The organism is Thermoflavimicrobium daqui (assembly GCF_003313465.1).
Lineage (GTDB): Bacteria > Bacillota > Bacilli > Thermoactinomycetales > Thermoactinomycetaceae > Thermoflavimicrobium > Thermoflavimicrobium daqui.
Genome location: NZ_KZ845672.1, coordinates 92196 through 110573, shown reverse-complemented (window position 1 = coordinate 110573; position 18378 = coordinate 92196). Strand labels below are relative to the sequence as shown.

Below are 18378 nucleotides of genomic sequence, written 5' to 3'. Positions count from 1 at the left end.
GCAATGTGTTTAGCTGACGGATACGAATCGGTCGAGGGCTTAACCTACTTACTCTCACTCTGACTTCATTTCCTTTCTAATTTTCAAGGTGTGTGATTCACACATCTAAATATTGTCCCAGAATCACAGATTCTGGGAAACGTCTGGTGATTATAGCGAAGGGGTTCCACTCGTTCCCATCCCGAACACGACAGTTAAGCCCTTCAGCGCCGATGGTACTTGGGGTGCAGACCCCTGGGAGAGTAGGTCATTGCCAGGCAATCTAAAAAGGAGCTAACGCATAATCTTATGCGTTAGCTCCTTTTTAACGTGTTCGTAGGTCAAAGTAAAAAGCTAATAGTTATTTGCGAGACAGTAAGAGATACAATGGGATAGTCAAATTGCTCTATGGGGAAATTAATCATCTCGATGTTTCCATGAAACAAACGTATCTATGGTTCTCCTAGGTGAAAAGGAGTAGATGGTTTATTCCCGGCAGGCACGCAACTTTGGTACCTGTTGTTTACTTAGAAATCTAAGAGAGCTTTCTGACCAATTGGATCGAATACAGAAAGCAAACACTTCTATATGTGGGAGCTTCTTATCTCTGATGGTAGGAAATGCCCACTTCAAAGCCATAGCAAAAGTGGGATAGGTTTATTGGGGTTCCTAAAAAGTATCTTAGAGAACCATTAAAGGCCTTACCTTGAAAAAAGAAATAGATTATAAAAAACTATTGACATGATCTAATATATCTGATAGAGTTATTGATGTCGCTGCTGAATTATGAAAGCAATTACGGTCAAAAAAAATAAAAAAAGAACTTGATAATAAGAGAAAGTTATGTTAGAATAGAATACGTTCTCGTTAAAATTATTCCTCAGTAGCTCAATGGTAGAGCGCCCGGCTGTTAACCGGTAGGTTGCAGGTTCGAGTCCTGCCTGGGGAGCCATGCTTCCATAGCTCAGTCGGTAGAGCGCTTCCATGGTAAGGAAGAGGTCACCAGTTCGAGCCTGGTTGGAAGCTCCATCTGGCCCGTTGGTGAAGCGGTTAACACACCAGCCTTTCACGCTGGCATACAGGGGTTCGAATCCCCTACGGGTCACCAAAAAGACTAGAGAAATCTAGTCTATTATATGGACGGTTAGCTCAGCTGGGAGAGCACCTGCCTTACAAGCAGGGGGTCGGCGGTTCGATCCCGTCACCGTCCACCATTATGGAGGGATACCAAAGTGGCCAACTGGGGCGGACTGTAAATCCGCTGGCTTTGCCTTCGTAGGTTCGAATCCTACTCCCTCCACCATTTTTTGGGAAGTAGCCAAGTGGTAAGGCAACGGACTTTGACTCCGTGATGCGTAGGTTCGATCCCTACCTTCCCAGCCAAAATAAGAGCCATTAGCTCAGTTGGTAGAGCATCTGACTTTTAATCAGAGGGTCGAAGGTTCGAGTCCTTCATGGCTCACCATTTTGCGGAAGTGGCTCAGGGGTAGAGCATCGCCTTGCCAAGGCGAGGGTCGCGGGTTCGAATCCCGTCTTCCGCTCCAATTAAGCAAAAAACCATCAATGTAAAATTGATGGTTTTTTCTTTTGAAAAAAATAAATATGATATAGCTTAGTACAGTACAAAAGCCCTTGGAAAAACCGACAGGTATTCGCCAGGGCTTTTGTTTTTGAAGTTTCGTTGTAAAACATCAGAGAGCATGAATGGATTTACAATTGTGGAGACTGGAGGGAACCCGTAATTAGAAAAATCATCCATTTTTTATTTTTAAAATGCATGTATGGATCTAAAGGCCCTGATTAAAAACATGGTTTTCAAAACAATAGGCAGTCTTGAAGCAATTACACAAACAAAATTAGATCTTATCTTATCCCTATAACTAGATAAAGTGAACTTTCTCTTTATCCTTTTTAAAGAGATAAGAAAAAGATAGTTCCCTCTACAACTAAGTTAATCTCTGTTTATAATAATATTTCGAATTAAAATAAGTCAATGCTTTAAACGCAAATTCAAATATATGTTTTAAAGTTGTATTTATATATCTATATATATTTATTTTCAGCATACTGCATCATTCGATTGGAAAGCCAGATCATATCTAGAGTTGGAGTGAATCGTTTTTGTGTAGGATCGACTTTTGCGCTAAACCTTTAGCAGAAGTGAGTGAGGAAGTGATGAGCAGATGATTAAGAGGGCTACTTCTATTTTAAGATCAGATTGCCTTCTGAATTAGGCTCTTATAATTCCCTATATACTTCCACTTCCATCCCTATTAGTCCATAAAAACTCTTAAGTTTTGCCATTAAGTCCTTTCGTTCTTTTAAGGAAGAAATTGGTCCAACACAAAAGCAATCAATTCTTACGTCTAGAAATGGTCTAGGACTTTAACCGTATGATATAACAGGATCTAAAATGTATAAATTGTTTATATAAAGGTATTAAAATATTTATTAATGGTTTTTACTTCGATTTTCTTATTCGCTTTTGGTAACAATATTTCTGTAGCTTTACTATCCAGTTTGTACTCCAAGGATTCTCTTGAATAGTATTTTTCCTTTCGCTTTTTACTTCTTGATTCAAAGAAGCGAAAATCGTCCAGTTGGAAAAGGAAAACCTAATAGGAATATTCATTTTGGGTGTTTTTTTATACCTTTTTTTGAATAAATATTACAAGATTTGTAAAATTTTATTTGCTATGCTAGACTTAAATAAATAATGATTAGAAAGGGTTTATTGCATCATGAAAAAGAAACCGATTTCAATTATTGGCATGCCACTAGATCTAGGCCAAGGGCGCCGTGGTGTAGATATGGGGCCAAGTGCGATACGTTATGCGACAGCTCAAGATGAATTAATTAAACTCGGGTATGAAGTTGAAGATTTAGGTGATATACTGACATCGAGTCCAGAGTCTTCTGTTATTGAACATCAAAACTTAAAATATTTAAAAGAAGTTTCCCTAGCATGTGAACAACTAGCTGATTCAATCTCAAAAGTTGTAGAACGTGATCGCTTTCCACTTGTTTTTGGGGGAGACCATAGTATAGCGATTGGGACTATCGCTGGTGTTGCGAAACACTATGAAAATTTAGGAGTTATTTGGTATGATGCTCATGGTGACCTAAATACAGGAGAAACTTCTCCATCAGGAAATATTCATGGGATGTCTTTAGCTGCAAGTCTGGGAATTGGGCATCCAGCCTTAGTGAGATGTGGAGGGTATGCTCCAAAAGTACGCCCTGAAAATGTAGTACTTGTTGGAATTCGTGAATTAGATCAAGGAGAAAAAGAGTTAATTCGCGAGTTAGGAATTCGTGTGTTTACTATGCATGAGATTGATCGATTAGGTATGGCTAGAGTAATGGATGAAGCTATTCATATCGTTTCGAAAAATACTGATGGTGTTCATCTTAGTTTAGACCTTGATGGATTAGATCCCAAAGACTGTCCAGGAGTAGGTACCCCAGTACCAGGTGGCATTAGTTATCGTGAAAGCCATCTAGCTATGGAAATGCTAGCTGAGGCGAATAAAATTACATCAGCTGAATTCGTCGAAGTCAATCCAATCTTAGACCAATCAAACCAAACAGCAAAAGTTGCTGTTGCTTTGATTGGATCACTCTTTGGAAAAAAGATTTTATAACGATAGTGAAAGCGCGATCTTTTTATTGGATCGTGCTTTTTTTATCCAATATTTTTGTGACAAGTTTATTTCACAAGAATGTAATTTATTTTATACAAGATAAATTATTTATGATATAAATTGTTATATATAATCAATTGTTTTATTTAATTATATAATCTTACGAGGTTGCCCTCTTATCCAGTCGCTTATCGTTTTTGAACTCACTCTCCCTAAAGGTTTGAGAAAAGTCGATCCTACATAAGGTTAGTTAGTTTTAAAACCTTTATTTTATGCAAATGGAGAAAGTGACAGATTTCTCTTTCTTTACACTTAGAGGATCATCTGTTATGCTGGATGAAAAAAGCAATTTTCAATTATTTAAGGATATCTATTGTTCAAATCATTGTTAGATATAATTGTTCTTTATATTTATTAAACATGGATGTTTAACCAGTCTTTACAAGTACTGGTTTTTTATTTTTCATCTTACCTTCCTTTCTTGTTTAAAGGCATTTCTTTTTTACAATAATTGTCGCATAATGAATACTTGAAAGTATGAAAGGTTTTTAGGATAGGCTGTTTGGTAGCATACTAGTAAATGTGAATGAAATTAATGGAGGCATTTGATGAGTCCATGGGAAATTATGACACGATATATAGGTGACTTAATAGATATATCCATTGTTAGTTATATCATTTATCGTCTGCTTGTTCTGCTTCGAGGTACTCGAGCCATACAACTCGTTCAAGGAATTATTGTCTTAATTATCTTTTGGGTAGCTAGTCGATTTTTACACTTAACAACAGTTCGTTGGTTAATTCAAAATTTGTCATCTGTTGGTCTATTGGCAGTTATTATTATTTTTCAACCGGAAATACGCAAAGCATTAGAGCAATTAGGCCGTGGAGGTATGTTTTTTAATCGAAAAAAACAGTTCCAACATAAGTTAGTTTCAAAAATTACCACAGAGATTAGTAAAGCAGCTGCGCATTTATCAAAGCGTCAGATTGGTGCTTTAATTATTATCGAAAGAAAAACTGGGCTATCTGATTATATTGAGACGGGAATTTTACTAGAAGCTAGACTGAGTGCTGAACTTCTAAAAAACATCTTTCTTCCCAATACACCCCTCCACGATGGAGCTGTAATCATTCGCGATGGTCAGATCATGGCAGCTGGTTGTTATTTACCACTTTCTGAAAACCCGTTTATCAGTAAAGAGCTAGGTACTCGACATCGAGCTGGTCTTGGTTTAAGTGAAATTTCTGATGCGGTGATAGTAATTGTTTCCGAAGAAACTGGCGTCATTTCAGTTGTAACTCATGGTAAACTGGATAGAGGTTTTAATGAAGAACAGTTGAACTTACGCCTTCTGGAAGAGTTGAAATCACCGAAGAAAAAAAGTAGATGGAGTACCTTCTGGATAAGAGAAAAGGAGGGTACAGCAGATGAATAAATGGATGGATAACGATATGGTTTTACGCTTCCTTTCCATTGGCCTTGCTGTCGTTCTTTGGCTATCAGTAGGAGAAGGTTCTTTTTCACTTGGACAAGACCATAATTTTGCTTCGTCACAAACACGCGTTGAAGTACCCATCGAGGCAAAGTATGATCAAAGCAGGTTTGAGATTGTTAAGATTGTTCCAAGTAAGGTACAGCTAACATTAACAGGTGACAAATATTTATTAGAACGGTTATCTTTAGATTATCGTGTGTTTGTTGATCTAAGAAATTTGGGGTCAGGAAAACACCATAATATCCCTTTGCAAATCCAAGGGATTCCATTAGGAATTGACAAAAAGTTAAGCCCTGATAGTGTTACCGTGGTGATGGAACCAAAACTTAAAAAAGAAATGCCAGTTCAAGTAGATATCATTGGTAATGGGAAAGATGGTTTTAATGCAAGTACAGCAATCGTTAATCCAGAAAAAGTATTAATTAGTGGAACGAAAGCCGAGCTTGATGAAGTAAAATCAATACGCGCTGTGGTACAAGTAGATAATTTAAATAAGACCTATAAAAAAGATATACGCCTCCAACCTTATGGAGAGCAAGGGCCTTTAAGCTTAAATCAGATTTCAGTTACACCGGAAGTGGTTCATGTGGAGATACCGATTAGTACTCCAAATAAAAAAGTTCCGTTAAAGGTGGAAGTTGGTAAAGACCCACCATCTGGTTATGCAGTTGAAAGCTTATCATGGAAAGAAAAGGATATTACCGTATATGGCCCACCAACCTATCTTGATGAACTCGACTTCTACTCTGGAATTAAGCTAGATCTGTCAAATGTGACGAAAGATCAGAAGATACGTATGCCGATTTCCATTCAAAATCCGATCATAAAAGTGGAACCCAAAGAGATCGATATCTATGTTAAAATGGTTCCATCTAAAACGAGAACAATTGATCATATCCCTATTCAAATTGCCGGAGTTGGAGATGGACTAAACGCGAAGTTTGTTCAACCCCAAGATGGAAAGATTTCTATAACCTTATCAGGTGCACCATCGATAATCGATAAAATGAATGATGGCGATGTCAAAGCATACTGTGATCTAACAAATCTAACTAAGGGAAAACATGAGATCCCGATTCAATTTAATTTACCACCTTATCTAAAAGTGGAGAACCTAGGCACACAGAAGGCGAATATTGAACTAATCGAGAAATAAACATTTATAAACTGTAGAAAATTCGATATAAAAACAGTCCAAGCTGTATAAGGAAAAAATATGGGGGCTTATTGAAACAGCTTGGAATATGGAGTTTGATTATGGCAAAAGCGAGGTGAAGATCTGTTGTCTAAAGCCCCCAAAAAGACAACAGAGAATAAATGGGCAAATATTTTGGCACAGATGGAGTAAGAGGGACAGCAAATAGAGAATTAACTCCTGAATTAGCGTTTCGCTTAGGTCGATTTGGAGCATATGTACTTACAAGTCATAAGGAACGTCCCAAAATTCTGGTGGGAAGAGATACCCGGTTATCTGGAGAGATGTTAGAATCAGCTTTAATAGCGGGAATGTTATCGATTGGTGCAGATGTAATTCGTCTAGGAGTTATTAGTACACCAGGAGTGGCTTTTCTAACACGTCATTTAAAAGCAGATGCAGGTGTTATGATCTCCGCTTCACACAATCCATTCCCAGATAATGGTATTAAATTTTTTGGCGCAGATGGATTTAAACTATCTGATGAAACAGAAACAGAAATTGAAAAGCTACTGGTTCAAGAAGAGGATGAACTACCTAGACCCGTTGGAGATCAAATAGGTCGAGTTACGAATCAACCTGATGCTATCAACGACTATCTTGAACACGTAAAATCAACAATTGATACGGATCTTTGTGGCATACATATAGTCGTGGATGGTGCCAATGGTGCTGCTTTTAAAGCTGCACCTGTATTACTTCGAGAATTAGGAGCGGATGTTACTGCGATCAGTGTGAATCCAGATGGTGTGAACATTAATGTAGAATGTGGATCAACTCATCCTGAACGCCTTCAGAAAGAGGTCTTGCAAAAAGGTGCAGATTTAGGGCTCGCTTTTGATGGAGATGCAGATCGATTGATTGCAGTAGATGAGAAGGGCAATGTGGTCGATGGCGACCAGATTATGTGTATTTGTGCGGAATATCTGAAACAAACGAACGAGTTAAAAGGAGAGACGGTTGTCACAACAGTTATGAGCAATATTGGCTTTTTCAAAGCGATGGAATCGTTCGAGATTCATACTGAAAGAACCAAAGTAGGCGATCGTTATGTTATGGAAAAGATGAGGGAAGGTGGTTATAACTTAGGTGGAGAGCAGTCGGGTCATATTATCTTCTTGGATCATAATACAACAGGAGATGGTATGCTCACAGCCGTCCAATTACTACGTGTTATGAAAGAAAAGGGACAAACTTTAAGCGATTTAAGTAAGCAAATGACTAAATATCCTCAGCTTTTAGTAAATGTAAAAGTAAAGAGTAAAGATGGCTGGCAGCAAAATGAAGCTATACAGAATAAGATTAAAGAAATTGAAGAAAGATTAGGAAATGATGGTCGCGTGTTAGTTCGACCATCGGGTACAGAACCTCTCATTCGTGTAATGGCAGAAGGACCTGAAGAAGAACAATTGAAGGAATATGTAGAGGAAATCGCAGAAGTTGTTCGTCAACAATTAGGATAATTAGAAGTATTTGGGGTGTAGCGTCTTTTGATAGAGATGTTGCACTCCGTATTTTTAATTTTACTAAGAAAAAACTGATTTGAATTTAATCTATATAAAATTGGATATATGAAATAGATTATTTGTTTCCAATGAAATAGAAAAAGAAGAGACGTGACACAAGAAAGTTTTTTCTGTAAACATCTATATCTAATTATATATAAATATTTTATTTCTTGTGTCGTATTTGTTGTTTTTGTTATATAATAAAATGGATATTTACTTTTAGAGGGAGGTAGATAATAGAAGACGGATAAGGATTTTTTCTTTTTTTGTCGTAAAGCGCCAGGACTGTAAGAGAATACTTACAGTTGACGAGGAGGAGGAGCATCGAACGGTCGGCGGATGCCTCCCGGTGTCACGTCAACACCGAGGAATCACAGCACAAACCAGCGAGGTGACTTGCTGTCCAAAGGCTGTGATGTGACGTATAGTGATTCGGTTAAAAATAGTACCTTGATAATTGAATAAATCATTATATTTGGAGGTAAGAATCAATATGTGCGGAATTGTTGGATATATCGGCTCAAAAGAGGCACAAGATATCATGCTGGAAGGGCTTGGGAAGCTCGAATATCGTGGCTATGATTCAGCTGGACTAGCTGTATATAATGGAGAAACCATTGGAGTTAGAAAATCCAAAGGCCGTTTAGCTGAGTTGGAGGAAAAGCTACAAGTCCGATTTTTACCAGGTTCTTTAGGAATTGGACATACTCGTTGGGCTACACATGGAAAACCATCCGATGAGAATGCCCATCCGCATGTTGACGAGCAAGGTTTATTCGCAGTGGTTCATAATGGGATCATCGAAAACTACATCGAGCTTAAAGAAGAGTTGATCGCTAAAGGGTACCAATTTACTTCAGAGACCGATACAGAAGTTGTAGCCAAGCTACTTGCAGATATATGGGATGGTGACTTGGTTTCTACTGTCAGAAAAGTAGTCCAACGTCTAAACGGAGCTTATGCGCTAGGTGTGATTAGTGAGTATGAGCCAGATAAACTGGTCGCGGTTCGTTTAGCAAGCCCACTTGTCGTAGGGATCGGAGAAAATGAGAATTTTATTGCTTCAGATATCCCAGCTATCTTAAAGTATACGAGAGATGTATATATCTTGGAAGACGGTGAATTAGCTGTTTTAACTGCGACTGATGTTGAGCTCATGCGGTTAGATGGTACCCCCATTGAACGTAATGTGATGAAAGTACATTGGGATATTGAGACTGCGGAAAAAGGTGGATTTGACCACTTTATGCTAAAGGAGATTTATGAGCAACCCAAAGCGATTCAGGATACCTTAGCTGGTCGAATTAAAGAAGATAAAGTGGACCTTTCCAACGAGATCTCTTTGAGTAAAGAAGACGTACAACAGATCGAGCGGATTCATTTTGTTGCCTGTGGTACGGCTTATCACGCAGGATTAGTAGGAAAATATGTCTTCGAAAAATTAACCCGTATTCCAGTTGAAGTAGATGTAGCCTCAGAGTATCGATATCGTGAGCCGATTATTAATGAGCGTACGTTGTTTATAGCGGTTAGTCAATCAGGGGAAACGGCTGATACCTTAGCAGCACTTAGAGAAGCCAAACAACGTGGAGCGAAAGTATTAGCTATTACCAACGTTGTAGGTAGTAGTGTTGCTCGTGAGGCTGACGATGTCATTATTACATGGGCTGGGCCAGAAATCGCTGTGGCTTCGACAAAGGCATATACTTCGCAACTGATTGCCATTTATCTCCTTGGTATTTATTTTGCCCAACAGTTAGAGGCGAAAAACGTTGGCGAACTCAAAGAAGTTGTTGCTCAGTTACAAAAGCTATCTGAAAAAGCAGAGCTTTTATTACAACCTGAACAGGTAAGTATTGTAGCCAACTTTGCTCGTGAAATTGCTAAGCACCAAAATTTATTTTTTATCGGTCGAGGACTTGATTATGCCGTCGCCTTGGAAGGATCACTCAAGTTGAAGGAGATTTCCTATATTCACTCTGAAGCTTATGCGGCTGGTGAGCTCAAACACGGAACACTCGCTTTGATCGAAGAAAATATTCCGGTACTGGCAATTGCTACACAAAAAGCATTATATGAAAAAACAGTGAGTAATATTCAAGAAGTCAAAGCACGGGGAGCTTATGTTTTAGGAGTAACGATAACAGGAGATACCGAACTGAATAAGTCGGTGGATGAGGTTATTCACATTCCTAAAACGCTTGATCTCTTAGCCCCAGTCCTCACTGTGATCCCACTACAGCTGTTTGCTTACTATGCGTGTGTTGAACGTGGATATGATGTGGATAAGCCACGGAATCTAGCGAAAAGCGTAACGGTAGAGTAGTTCGATTTACTGGGGGGATCTGTTTGTAGATTTAAAATAAAGTTTGATAAGAATGGTCTCTTGGGATATTATGTCTTTAAGAGGCCTTTTTTTATTTCGTCTAAAAGGAATCACGATACAGAGGCAATATGAGTTTTTATCAGATTTGGAACGAAACTACTTTTATTTATCTGAATATTACGATTATATAGTAGATATTCGTGAGCAGTATCCCCCCTGCCACTTGAAGAAACCTTCTAAAGGGGCTTTTTAACCAATAACATAGGATGTTCTATTAAATGGCCAGATTTGATAAATAAAAGAAGAGTTTTGAGCAATCGGGAAGAAGTTTGTAGTATTTATATGTAATAAACTTAAAAAAATTAACAGAAAGTCAATAAGGAGGATTTTATCATGGCAAATGCACCAAGTAACAGGAGAACAGATTCTGCTTCAAGAGTGATTATGGCATCACCGCAAACCATCTATCAGGCATTCTTGACCCCGGAAGCATTGGCTTCGTGGCTTCCACCAAAAGGAATGTCGTGTCATATTGATATGTTTGATCCCCGCGAAGGCGAAACTTATAGAGTGACCCTCACGTACGAAATGGATCACTCACCCTCTGGCAAGACTTCGGAAAACACTGACGTAGCCCTAGTGAAGTTTTTAGAGTTAGATCCAGGCAAGAGAATTGTGCAATCAGTAAAATTCGATTCCAAGGATCCGGCGTTCTCGGGTGAGATGATACAGAAATGGCTATTGGAAGACGTTTCAGAAGGCACAAAGGTTACTATCGTTTGTGAGAACGTACCTGAAGGAATACGAAAGGAGGATCACGACACAGGTTTAAGGTCTACACTGGAGAATCTCGCTATCTTTACTGAATGACAAACTTTTACAAATAGCATCGTTCTTAAGCAATCGGGAGCGATTTTTTTATAAAAACCAAACTTAAATATATTGGTAAGGAATCCATATTGATCAATCTTTTTTCAAAATGGATTCTCTTTATTTGTCGTAAAATAGGGGTTTGTAAGATATTTTTGATCAAACTTTATTTTAAGGCTATATATCCAGTAAAAGGAAAATTTACATGAACATGGATATGAAATAACATGGCTGGAGTCAGGTAATCAAATTGAACTATATTTGGATCGAGTGGATATTGTTATGCTTGATATTATGCTTCTAGGATTGGACGGATTTTGTAAGTTCTTTGAAAGGCTTACCAGATGCTTTAACAAAATCAAAACTGAAAAGCAAAGCAGGTGAGTATCCACATTCATCAATCATGTGGCTAAGTAATAAAGGGGAGCTGATGATATCTATTGGAAAAACTAAAGAATCAAATACGAAATGGGATATAGATAAGACAATTGAATTTATGACGAAATAGGAAAGAGATACTTATTTTACCACTCAATCTTACTTAGATGGAGCAGAACATAAAACGGTTATTATATCTAGCCATTTACTTCATGAGATCGATTTAATGGCTGATGAGTTGATCTTTATGAACAATGGAAAAATCATCTTTCAAACGGCGAATATAGGGGAACGGATGATGTTGTATAAGCTGGGAACGCCATATAAGCTAGATGAATCTTTAATAGTTAAACTTCAGGGACAGGTGATCGATTAAACCGATTATCGGATTGATTTTGTCTCTCCGCTTGCTCAAAAAGAAGTGGAGAAAATTCTAGAAGAACATAATATAACTATTACTTTTCTAGAAATGCTGGTGTGGCTTCTATTTTTGTCACAACCATACTATTAGGGGCGAATGTTTCGATTGTTTTTCCTCTTTCTTTCATTTATCGATTTAGTATTCAGTTTTTTGACGCTTCGATGGGTTATGAAAGCCAAAATCTTATGCTATGGGGATGCATCATCTTTACTGGTTACATTCTTATTTCTTTATTTGGATTATATCACTACTCCCAAAAAGCTCGGTTAAATTAAGGAAGCTACCATACCAAAAATTCTAATGAAAAGGCGGATTTACATGGAATGCAATTTTTATAGCGAATATTCTTAATTATGGCCTTAAAGATAGTTTAAGTACGAAACGTAAATCATCTAAATGGACCATGGGCTTGTTTATGATTTATATTGTAAGCTTTGCTATTTTTCTCATTATAAGTAATTAGAGGTTGCCCTATTAATCAGACACTCATCGCTTCCCGACTTACTCCCATTAAAGGTTTGGCGGAAAAGTCAATCCTTCACAAAAACGATTCGCGACATCCTCTCAGTATGTCCTAGATTTTTAATCAAATTATGCAACATGCTTTAGTAAGGATTGATATAACTTAAGATTTAGCGTTGGTTTGAAATAAAGACCTTTATTAAGGCTGTTACTATGAGTTAATCATAATATAGCCTTTTCCTATACTTTACTTTGAGAATAATGATTCAATCCGATCTTAACATAGAAGAAAATTCAGGCATCCAAATACATATGATATCCCTTCTTTTGTGGTATACTTGTATCATATACCCTAGTAAAGTATAAGAAGAATGATTTCAGAAGAAAGAAGGGGATAGAAATGACAAACAAATCAGAAGAAACAAAAGTGACACATCGACCAACAAAAGAAAAAGATCAATTAATCAACCGACTCAAACGAATTGAAGGACAAGTTCGTGGCATTCAAAATATGATTGAAAATGATCGCTATTGTGTAGATATCCTTGTTCAAATCTCAGCCATCAATGCTGCGTTAAAGAAAGTGAGTCTTAATTTATTAGAAAGGCATACGCATCATTGTGTATCAGACGCTATAAAGAATGGTGATGGAGACGAAGCGATTCAAGAATTAATGGAGGTCTTTGAACGTTTTTCAAAGTGTTAAATGTTAATGCCAGATATCATATGCTGGCCTTTTATTTTGATTGCTAATATAACTAATAAGGTATTTATAGACTGTTTACCTATTGTCCATCTCTCTTCAGCCATACACACACAATAAAAAATGGGAATAAGGGATACTACTTTAAATGGCTTTGAAAAGCCATAAACCTCAAAACCAAGTTATTTGATATTGGCAATTTATTTGACATACATTAGGGGGGTATAGTAGTATGAATTTAACAGCTGATATGCTTAGATCATATGATTCATTTTAAGTTATATAAAGGAGAAGTTTTTAAATGGGGAACTCGGTTAAGACTTCTAATGAAACATGCTGTAGTAATCAAGAAAAAGAAAGTGGGAACTATTCAAGTGATCTACAAGATCAACTCATAAAAAGAATGAATAGAATCGAAGGCCAAATTAAAGGAATAAAAAATATGATCATAAGAAAAACTTATTGTGATGATATTACACCAAATTTCAGCAGCTCAAGCTGCATTAGATTCTGTATCCCGTGTATTATTAGAAAGTCATATTAATACGTGTGTGATTGAACGCTTAAAACAAGATGATCCCGACATTGTGGAGGAGTTTTTAAAGACGATTTCCAAAATAACAAAATAATTTTTTTAAAACTTTTATTTACTACCCAACGGGGGTATTGTATAATGAAATCGAAAAGACAAAGGAGGAATTAGCTATGCCAAACATAACACTTCATGTACAAGGAATGTCTTGCTCACATTGCGTTAATTCAATTGAAGGAAATGTAGGTGAATTAAAAGGTGTTCATTCTGTCAAGGTTCATCTAAATGAAGGTAAAGTTGATGTTTCATTTGATGCAAATGTTGTGAGCTTAAATGAAATTATCGATGTGATTGAGGATCAGGGGTATGATGTAGAGCAACCTACACAAGTAAAGTAATCGCTAAAAAGGAAAACTCAAAAGAGATCGTGCTGTTTTCAGCGCGATCTCTTTTAGAAAAACATATACCCCTCCATAGTATATAAGAAGGAGTGAGAAACATGAGTCAAAAGGAAGCAACACTGCAAATATCCGGAATGACATGTGCAGCTTGTGCAACTAGAATTGAAAAAGGGTTGAAAAAGATTGAAGGTGTAGAAGATGCAACAGTAAATTTTGCGCTTGAGAAAACAAATATTAAATATGACCCTGAGAAAGCAGACATAGCGAAATTTAAAGAAAAAGTCCAATCCTTAGGATATAACGTTGTAAGCGATAAAGTGGAGTTTGATATCACCGGGATGACGTGTGCAGCTTGTGCCAATAAAATTGAAAAACGTTTAAATAAATTAGATGGAATAGAAAAAGCAACGGTTAACTTTGCTTTAGAATCGGTTCTTGTGGAATATAGCCCTAATCAAGTCTCTGTTTCAGATATGAAAGAGACGATTAAAAAGCTGGGTTATACTCTTGAGCAAAAGCAAGAAAAATCAGGAGAACAAGTTGACCATCGGCAAAAAGAAATTGAAAAACAACAAGGGAAGTTTCTTTTTTCGCTTATCTTGTCATTTCCGTTACTGTGGGCAATGGTTAGTCACTTTGAATTTACGCGTTTTATCTGGCTACCTGATATGTTTATGAATCCATGGGTACAACTCGCTTTGGCGACCCCTGTTCAATTTATCGTTGGTGGACAGTTTTATGTTGGAGCGTATAAAGCACTGCGAAATAAGAGTGCAAATATGGATGTCCTCGTTGCATTAGGCACATCGGCTGCTTATTTCTACAGTTTGTATTTAAGTATCAAGTCTATTGGTTCGGGAGCCCATATGGTCGAGCTTTATTATGAAACAAGTGCTGTTCTTATTACCCTCATTATACTTGGTAAATTGTTTGAAGCTAAGGCTAAAGGACGATCATCTGAGGCGATTAAAAAGCTAATGGGGCTGCAAGCAAAAACAGCTACAGTTATGAGAGACGGACAGGAAATGAATATTCCGATTGAAGAAGTTCTGGTTGGAGATATCGTTTATGTAAAACCAGGTGAAAAAGTACCTGTAGATGGTGAAATTATGGAAGGACGGTCTGCTCTTGATGAATCGATGTTAACGGGTGAAAGTATTCCCATTGATAAAACGGTAGGAGATACTGTCATTGGATCAACGATTAACAAAAATGGTTTCCTCAAAATTAAAGCTACCAAGGTTGGAAAAGATACAGCATTAGCGCAGATTATTAAGGTGGTAGAAGAAGCACAAGGCTCCAAAGCGCCGATCCAACGTTTGGCTGACGTGATTTCAGGGATATTTGTACCGATTGTCGTCGGAATTGCGATTGTGACCTTCTTAGTCTGGTATTTCTTTCTAAGTCCCGGAGAGTTCGCTGAGGCTCTTGAAAAGTTCATTGCTGTACTCGTTATTGCTTGTCCTTGTGCACTGGGTCTGGCTACACCCACATCCATTATGGCTGGTTCAGGTCGTGCAGCTGAATTTGGGATTTTATTTAAGGGTGGAGAGCACTTAGAAATGACGCATCGTCTCGATACGATTATTCTGGATAAAACAGGCACAGTCACCAATGGTAAACCATCTTTAACGGATGTTCTTTTAACAGAAGGTATGGATGAAACAGAATTTCTTAAGCTTGTGGGGACGGCTGAGCGAAACTCAGAACATCCACTGGCCGAAGCAATCGTAGAGGGGATTAAAGAAAAAGGAATTGAACTAGGATCATCAGATTTATTTGAAGCGATTCCTGGTTTCGGAATACGATCGACCGTTAACGGTAAACAACTATTCATTGGTACACGTAGACTGATGGCGAAACATCATATTGATGTCGGGGACGAGCTATCAAAAATGGAAACTTTAGAGAAACAAGGGAAGACTGCCATGTTAGTAGCCATCGACGGGCACTATGCGGGAATTGTAGCTGTAGCCGATACCATTAAGGAAACATCAAAAGAAGCGATAGCTCGCTTACAAAACATGGGCTTAGAGGTAGTGATGATTACAGGGGATAACACCCAAACAGCCAAAGCCATTGCAGATCAAGTTGGCATTAAGCATGTGATTGCAGAAGTTTTGCCTGAAGGTAAGGCGGAAGAAGTGAAAAAGCTTCAACAAGTTGGTAAAAAAGTGGCTATGGTAGGGGATGGAATCAATGATGCTCCGGCACTAGCAACAGCCGATATTGGAATGGCGATTGGGACAGGAACCGATGTAGCGATGGAAGCTGCTGATATTACCCTTATTCGCGGTGATTTAATGAGTATTGCAGATGCCATTTTCATGAGCAAAAAAACGATCACCAATATTAAGCAAAATCTTTTCTGGGCTCTTGCCTATAATTGTATCGGTATTCCAATTGCAGCAGCAGGCTTCTTAGCTCCATGGTTAGCTGGTGCAGCGATGGCGTTTAGTTCTGTATCGGTCGTTCTCAACGCATTAAGACTACAAAGAATTAAGTTAAAGGCATAAATTTGGAAAGGAGGATACCTATATTGAAAAAAAGTATAATGATTTGGGTGATTTCGGCTATCGTGTATCTTGGGGTTGTTATCGGAGGCTACAGTGTTTATGCAAGCATGAATCCAAAAATGGGCGAACAAACTAGTCATGTATTGAACGATCAGAGGGAAAAGTATTAATTAGTCACTAGAGTCATGATGATACTCAGACCATGGTGTAAAAGGAAAAAGCGAAGTTGCTCCCCAAATGCCCTATGATAAAATATAAATTACTATTGAGTCCATGTTGGGAAAATAGGATGAAGCCATGTGGCTGCTACATGGCGGATTTCTAAAATATATAGTATTGTTTAGCTTTTTTATTGACTATTTATATACATTACTAGGGTATAGTATTTTTAAGCTAAAGGAATCAAAGTTGTAGATAACCCATTTGATGAATAATCCTCTTAAATATAGGTAGAGCGTTTGATATAGGAGATTGTTAATGAGATTGATTATAAACAAATAAAAAAATGATAAGGATGTGAAATGGAATGATTCAAAAAGAAAAAATGGTGAAACTAGCCGTTAACGGTGGGATATCATTCGGTGCGAAATTAAATGCCAACCAACTAGCTATGATCACTAAGTACATGAATGATAATGATGAATTGGAGTTGACTACATTCCAACAACTTTATATCGAGGTGCCCGAAAGCAAAGTGGAAAAAGTAAAAGAAAAATTTGAGGAAGTAGGCTTGTCCTGCTATCCAGTAGGGAATTTCGTAAAAAGCTTAAGAACCTGTAATTTTTGTAAAGGGTCAACAGAGGAAGGGATGCCGGTTGCCATCGAACTAAATAAGCGAATAGCTGGAAAACCAACCCCTTTTACACTACGCCCAGCCTATACGGGATGTCCAATTGGATGTGGTGAACCTCTCGTCAATGATATTGGAGTTATGAAAGTAAGAGATGGATATAATTTATATGTGGGTGGAAAAGCAAAAGGGATGGATGCCCAAGTGGGTACTTTACTGATGGAGCAGCTCATTCCTGAGAAACTTTATGAAGTGATTGAGAAAGTCATCGATATTTATGCGGAACATGGCAAAAAGCGAGAACCATTCTTTAAATTTATTCATCGTTTTGGATTGGAAAATCTTAAACAACAAATAGCAGGATAATTAAATGTGGATAAAATATAATCGGTATGAAGGAATGAATCGATTGAATAGGCTGCCAGAAGATTAATGTGGCAGCCTTTGGTTATGGTTGACGATGTCTATACTCGCAAACAATGGGTGATTCCATTCTAATTTCAACAAAGGACTTTTGGGTTCAGAGAATAGAGTGACGATGTAAGACCGAGCATCTCTGGTTCGAGAGGAGATCGTAATCTTAGATTCTTCAAAGCGTCTTCCTAATAAAAAGGCATTCATATATTCATTCCAATTACCATAAGACTGTTGTGCAAGCTTAGCAGCATACATCATCAAGTTCCATGCTTCTTCCTTGGTTAGATCATGAAATAATCGACCAATCCTGCATAAGTAAATACACCATGCTAGGTCGAATGCCATGATGCCTGCTGGTGGAAGTGTATGGATACCTTGGTTTGCTAGATATAATTTTGCATAATCGGGATGTTCCTCCGATAAAGACGCAAGGTACTCTGTACGTGTCGCTTCGGATAAAGCAGACAGATGATGCCTGTACTTGTCAAATTCCTGCCGTACACCCTCATTAAGGAACCAGTAAATTTGGTTTTTTAGATCTTGGGCATTTTGTATATTCCATTTCTTGCGCACCTTCTTAAAGAAGCGTTTTCCAATAAAGCGATCTCTAATCATCGTAAACTCATAATTCGTAAAGTAGAAAGGAAGAGTATTGCTTTCTATACAGACGGACGATAGGCAGCGAAAGTAGGATTCAAGTGTTTTTCGTTGCTTCCATGTGTAAGTCTTGTTCATTT

Annotated in this window: 13 protein-coding genes, 8 tRNA genes, 1 rRNA gene and 1 pseudogene; 22 read left to right on the top strand and 1 reads right to left on the bottom strand. The window is 37.7% G+C overall.

Annotated features, from left to right (window positions below; genetic code table 11):
• The first annotated feature begins 142 nt into the window (after window positions 1–142).
• The 22 genes and pseudogenes from rrf to DL897_RS14935 all read left to right on the top strand — a co-directional run bounded on the left by rrf (window position 143) and on the right by DL897_RS14935 (window position 17590).
• Window positions 143–259, top strand: a 5S ribosomal RNA gene (rrf, locus tag DL897_RS15045).
• A gap of 201 nt (window positions 260–460) precedes the next feature.
• Window positions 461–634, top strand: coding sequence for a hypothetical protein (locus DL897_RS18320; protein WP_168188816.1), 174 nt, complete (start codon window positions 461–463; stop codon window positions 632–634).
• A gap of 222 nt (window positions 635–856) precedes the next feature.
• Window positions 857–931 (top strand) — tRNA-Asn (locus DL897_RS15040).
• Window position 932: 1 nt separating this feature from the next.
• Window positions 933–1008, top strand: a tRNA-Thr gene (locus tag DL897_RS15035).
• A gap of 3 nt (window positions 1009–1011) precedes the next feature.
• Window positions 1012–1087 (top strand) — tRNA-Glu (locus DL897_RS15030).
• A gap of 30 nt (window positions 1088–1117) precedes the next feature.
• A tRNA-Val gene (locus DL897_RS15025) sits at window positions 1118–1193 on the top strand.
• Window positions 1194–1197: 4 nt separating this feature from the next.
• A tRNA-Tyr gene (locus tag DL897_RS15020) sits at window positions 1198–1282 on the top strand.
• A 5-nt stretch (window positions 1283–1287) separates the two neighbouring features.
• Window positions 1288–1362 (top strand) — tRNA-Gln (locus DL897_RS15015).
• A 6-nt stretch (window positions 1363–1368) separates the two neighbouring features.
• Window positions 1369–1444, top strand: a tRNA-Lys gene (locus tag DL897_RS15010).
• Between the two features lie 4 nt (window positions 1445–1448).
• Window positions 1449–1523, top strand: a tRNA-Gly gene (locus tag DL897_RS15005).
• 1197 nt (window positions 1524–2720) lie between these two features.
• Window positions 2721–3623, top strand: a complete 903-nt coding sequence (rocF, locus tag DL897_RS15000; protein ID WP_113659942.1) for an arginase — start codon at window positions 2721–2723, stop codon at window positions 3621–3623.
• Window positions 3624–4231: 608 nt separating this feature from the next.
• Complete coding sequence (gene cdaA / locus DL897_RS14995; RefSeq protein WP_113659941.1) at window positions 4232–5062, top strand: diadenylate cyclase CdaA; 831 nt, start codon at window positions 4232–4234, stop codon at window positions 5060–5062.
• A complete protein-coding gene (locus tag DL897_RS14990) occupies window positions 5055–6278 on the top strand; it encodes a CdaR family protein (protein ID WP_113659940.1) in 1224 nt (407 codons plus the stop codon). Before cdaA ends, DL897_RS14990 begins: the two co-directional genes overlap by 8 nt.
• Window positions 6279–6439: 161 nt before the next feature.
• Window positions 6440–7780 (top strand): phosphoglucosamine mutase, encoded by a 1341-nt coding sequence (glmM, locus tag DL897_RS14985; protein ID WP_113659939.1) that lies wholly within the window; start codon window positions 6440–6442, stop codon window positions 7778–7780.
• A gap of 538 nt (window positions 7781–8318) precedes the next feature.
• Complete coding sequence (gene glmS / locus DL897_RS14980) at window positions 8319–10151, top strand: glutamine--fructose-6-phosphate transaminase (isomerizing) (protein WP_113659938.1); 1833 nt, start codon at window positions 8319–8321, stop codon at window positions 10149–10151.
• Between the two features lie 393 nt (window positions 10152–10544).
• Entirely contained in the window at window positions 10545–11021 is a 477-nt protein-coding gene (locus tag DL897_RS14975) for an SRPBCC family protein (RefSeq protein WP_113659937.1), read from the top strand.
• A 604-nt stretch (window positions 11022–11625) separates the two neighbouring features.
• Window positions 11626–11775: a hypothetical protein gene (locus DL897_RS18315; protein ID WP_168188815.1), complete on the top strand. Its 150-nt coding sequence runs from the start codon at window positions 11626–11628 to the stop codon at window positions 11773–11775.
• 907 nt (window positions 11776–12682) lie between these two features.
• The gene (locus DL897_RS14955; RefSeq protein ID WP_113659934.1) at window positions 12683–12988 is read left to right on the top strand and encodes a metal-sensing transcriptional repressor; all 306 of its coding nucleotides are present in this window, start codon (window positions 12683–12685) and stop codon (window positions 12986–12988) included.
• A gap of 298 nt (window positions 12989–13286) precedes the next feature.
• A pseudogene (locus tag DL897_RS18960) lies at window positions 13287–13614 on the top strand (metal-sensitive transcriptional regulator).
• 76 nt (window positions 13615–13690) lie between these two features.
• Window positions 13691–13915, top strand: coding sequence for a copper chaperone CopZ (copZ, locus tag DL897_RS14945; RefSeq protein WP_113659933.1), 225 nt, complete (start codon window positions 13691–13693; stop codon window positions 13913–13915).
• A gap of 101 nt (window positions 13916–14016) precedes the next feature.
• On the top strand, window positions 14017–16434 hold the full coding sequence (locus DL897_RS14940) for a heavy metal translocating P-type ATPase (RefSeq protein WP_113659932.1): 2418 nt from the start codon (window positions 14017–14019) through the stop codon (window positions 16432–16434).
• A 526-nt stretch (window positions 16435–16960) separates the two neighbouring features.
• On the top strand, window positions 16961–17590 hold the full coding sequence (locus tag DL897_RS14935; RefSeq protein ID WP_113659931.1) for an NAD(P)/FAD-dependent oxidoreductase: 630 nt from the start codon (window positions 16961–16963) through the stop codon (window positions 17588–17590).
• 63 nt (window positions 17591–17653) lie between these two features.
• Here the strand turns inward: DL897_RS14935 and DL897_RS14930 are convergent, their stop codons facing one another.
• Window positions 17654–18376 (bottom strand): DUF1266 domain-containing protein, encoded by a 723-nt coding sequence (locus DL897_RS14930; protein ID WP_113659930.1) that lies wholly within the window; start codon window positions 18374–18376, stop codon window positions 17654–17656.
• Between the last annotated feature and the right edge of the window lie 2 nt (window positions 18377–18378).

Bases quoted from the DNA above. Each gene is read 5' to 3' on its own strand.
- DL897_RS18320 (WP_168188816.1), top strand. From the start codon at position 461: ATGGTTTATTCCCGGCAGGCACGCAACTTTGGTACCTGTTGTTTACTT.
- rocF (WP_113659942.1), top strand. From the start codon at position 2,721: ATGAAAAAGAAACCGATTTCAATTATTGGCATGCCACTAGATCTAGGC.
- cdaA (WP_113659941.1), top strand. From the start codon at position 4,232: ATGAGTCCATGGGAAATTATGACACGATATATAGGTGACTTAATAGAT.
- DL897_RS14990 (WP_113659940.1), top strand. From the start codon at position 5,055: ATGAATAAATGGATGGATAACGATATGGTTTTACGCTTCCTTTCCATT.
- glmM (WP_113659939.1), top strand. From the start codon at position 6,440: ATGGGCAAATATTTTGGCACAGATGGAGTAAGAGGGACAGCAAATAGA.
- glmS (WP_113659938.1), top strand. From the start codon at position 8,319: ATGTGCGGAATTGTTGGATATATCGGCTCAAAAGAGGCACAAGATATC.
- DL897_RS14975 (WP_113659937.1), top strand. From the start codon at position 10,545: ATGGCAAATGCACCAAGTAACAGGAGAACAGATTCTGCTTCAAGAGTG.
- DL897_RS18315 (WP_168188815.1), top strand. From the start codon at position 11,626: ATGGCTGATGAGTTGATCTTTATGAACAATGGAAAAATCATCTTTCAA.
- DL897_RS14955 (WP_113659934.1), top strand. From the start codon at position 12,683: ATGACAAACAAATCAGAAGAAACAAAAGTGACACATCGACCAACAAAA.
- copZ (WP_113659933.1), top strand. From the start codon at position 13,691: ATGCCAAACATAACACTTCATGTACAAGGAATGTCTTGCTCACATTGC.
- DL897_RS14940 (WP_113659932.1), top strand. From the start codon at position 14,017: ATGAGTCAAAAGGAAGCAACACTGCAAATATCCGGAATGACATGTGCA.
- DL897_RS14935 (WP_113659931.1), top strand. From the start codon at position 16,961: ATGATTCAAAAAGAAAAAATGGTGAAACTAGCCGTTAACGGTGGGATA.
- DL897_RS14930 (WP_113659930.1), bottom strand. From the start codon at position 18,376: ATGAACAAGACTTACACATGGAAGCAACGAAAAACACTTGAATCCTAC.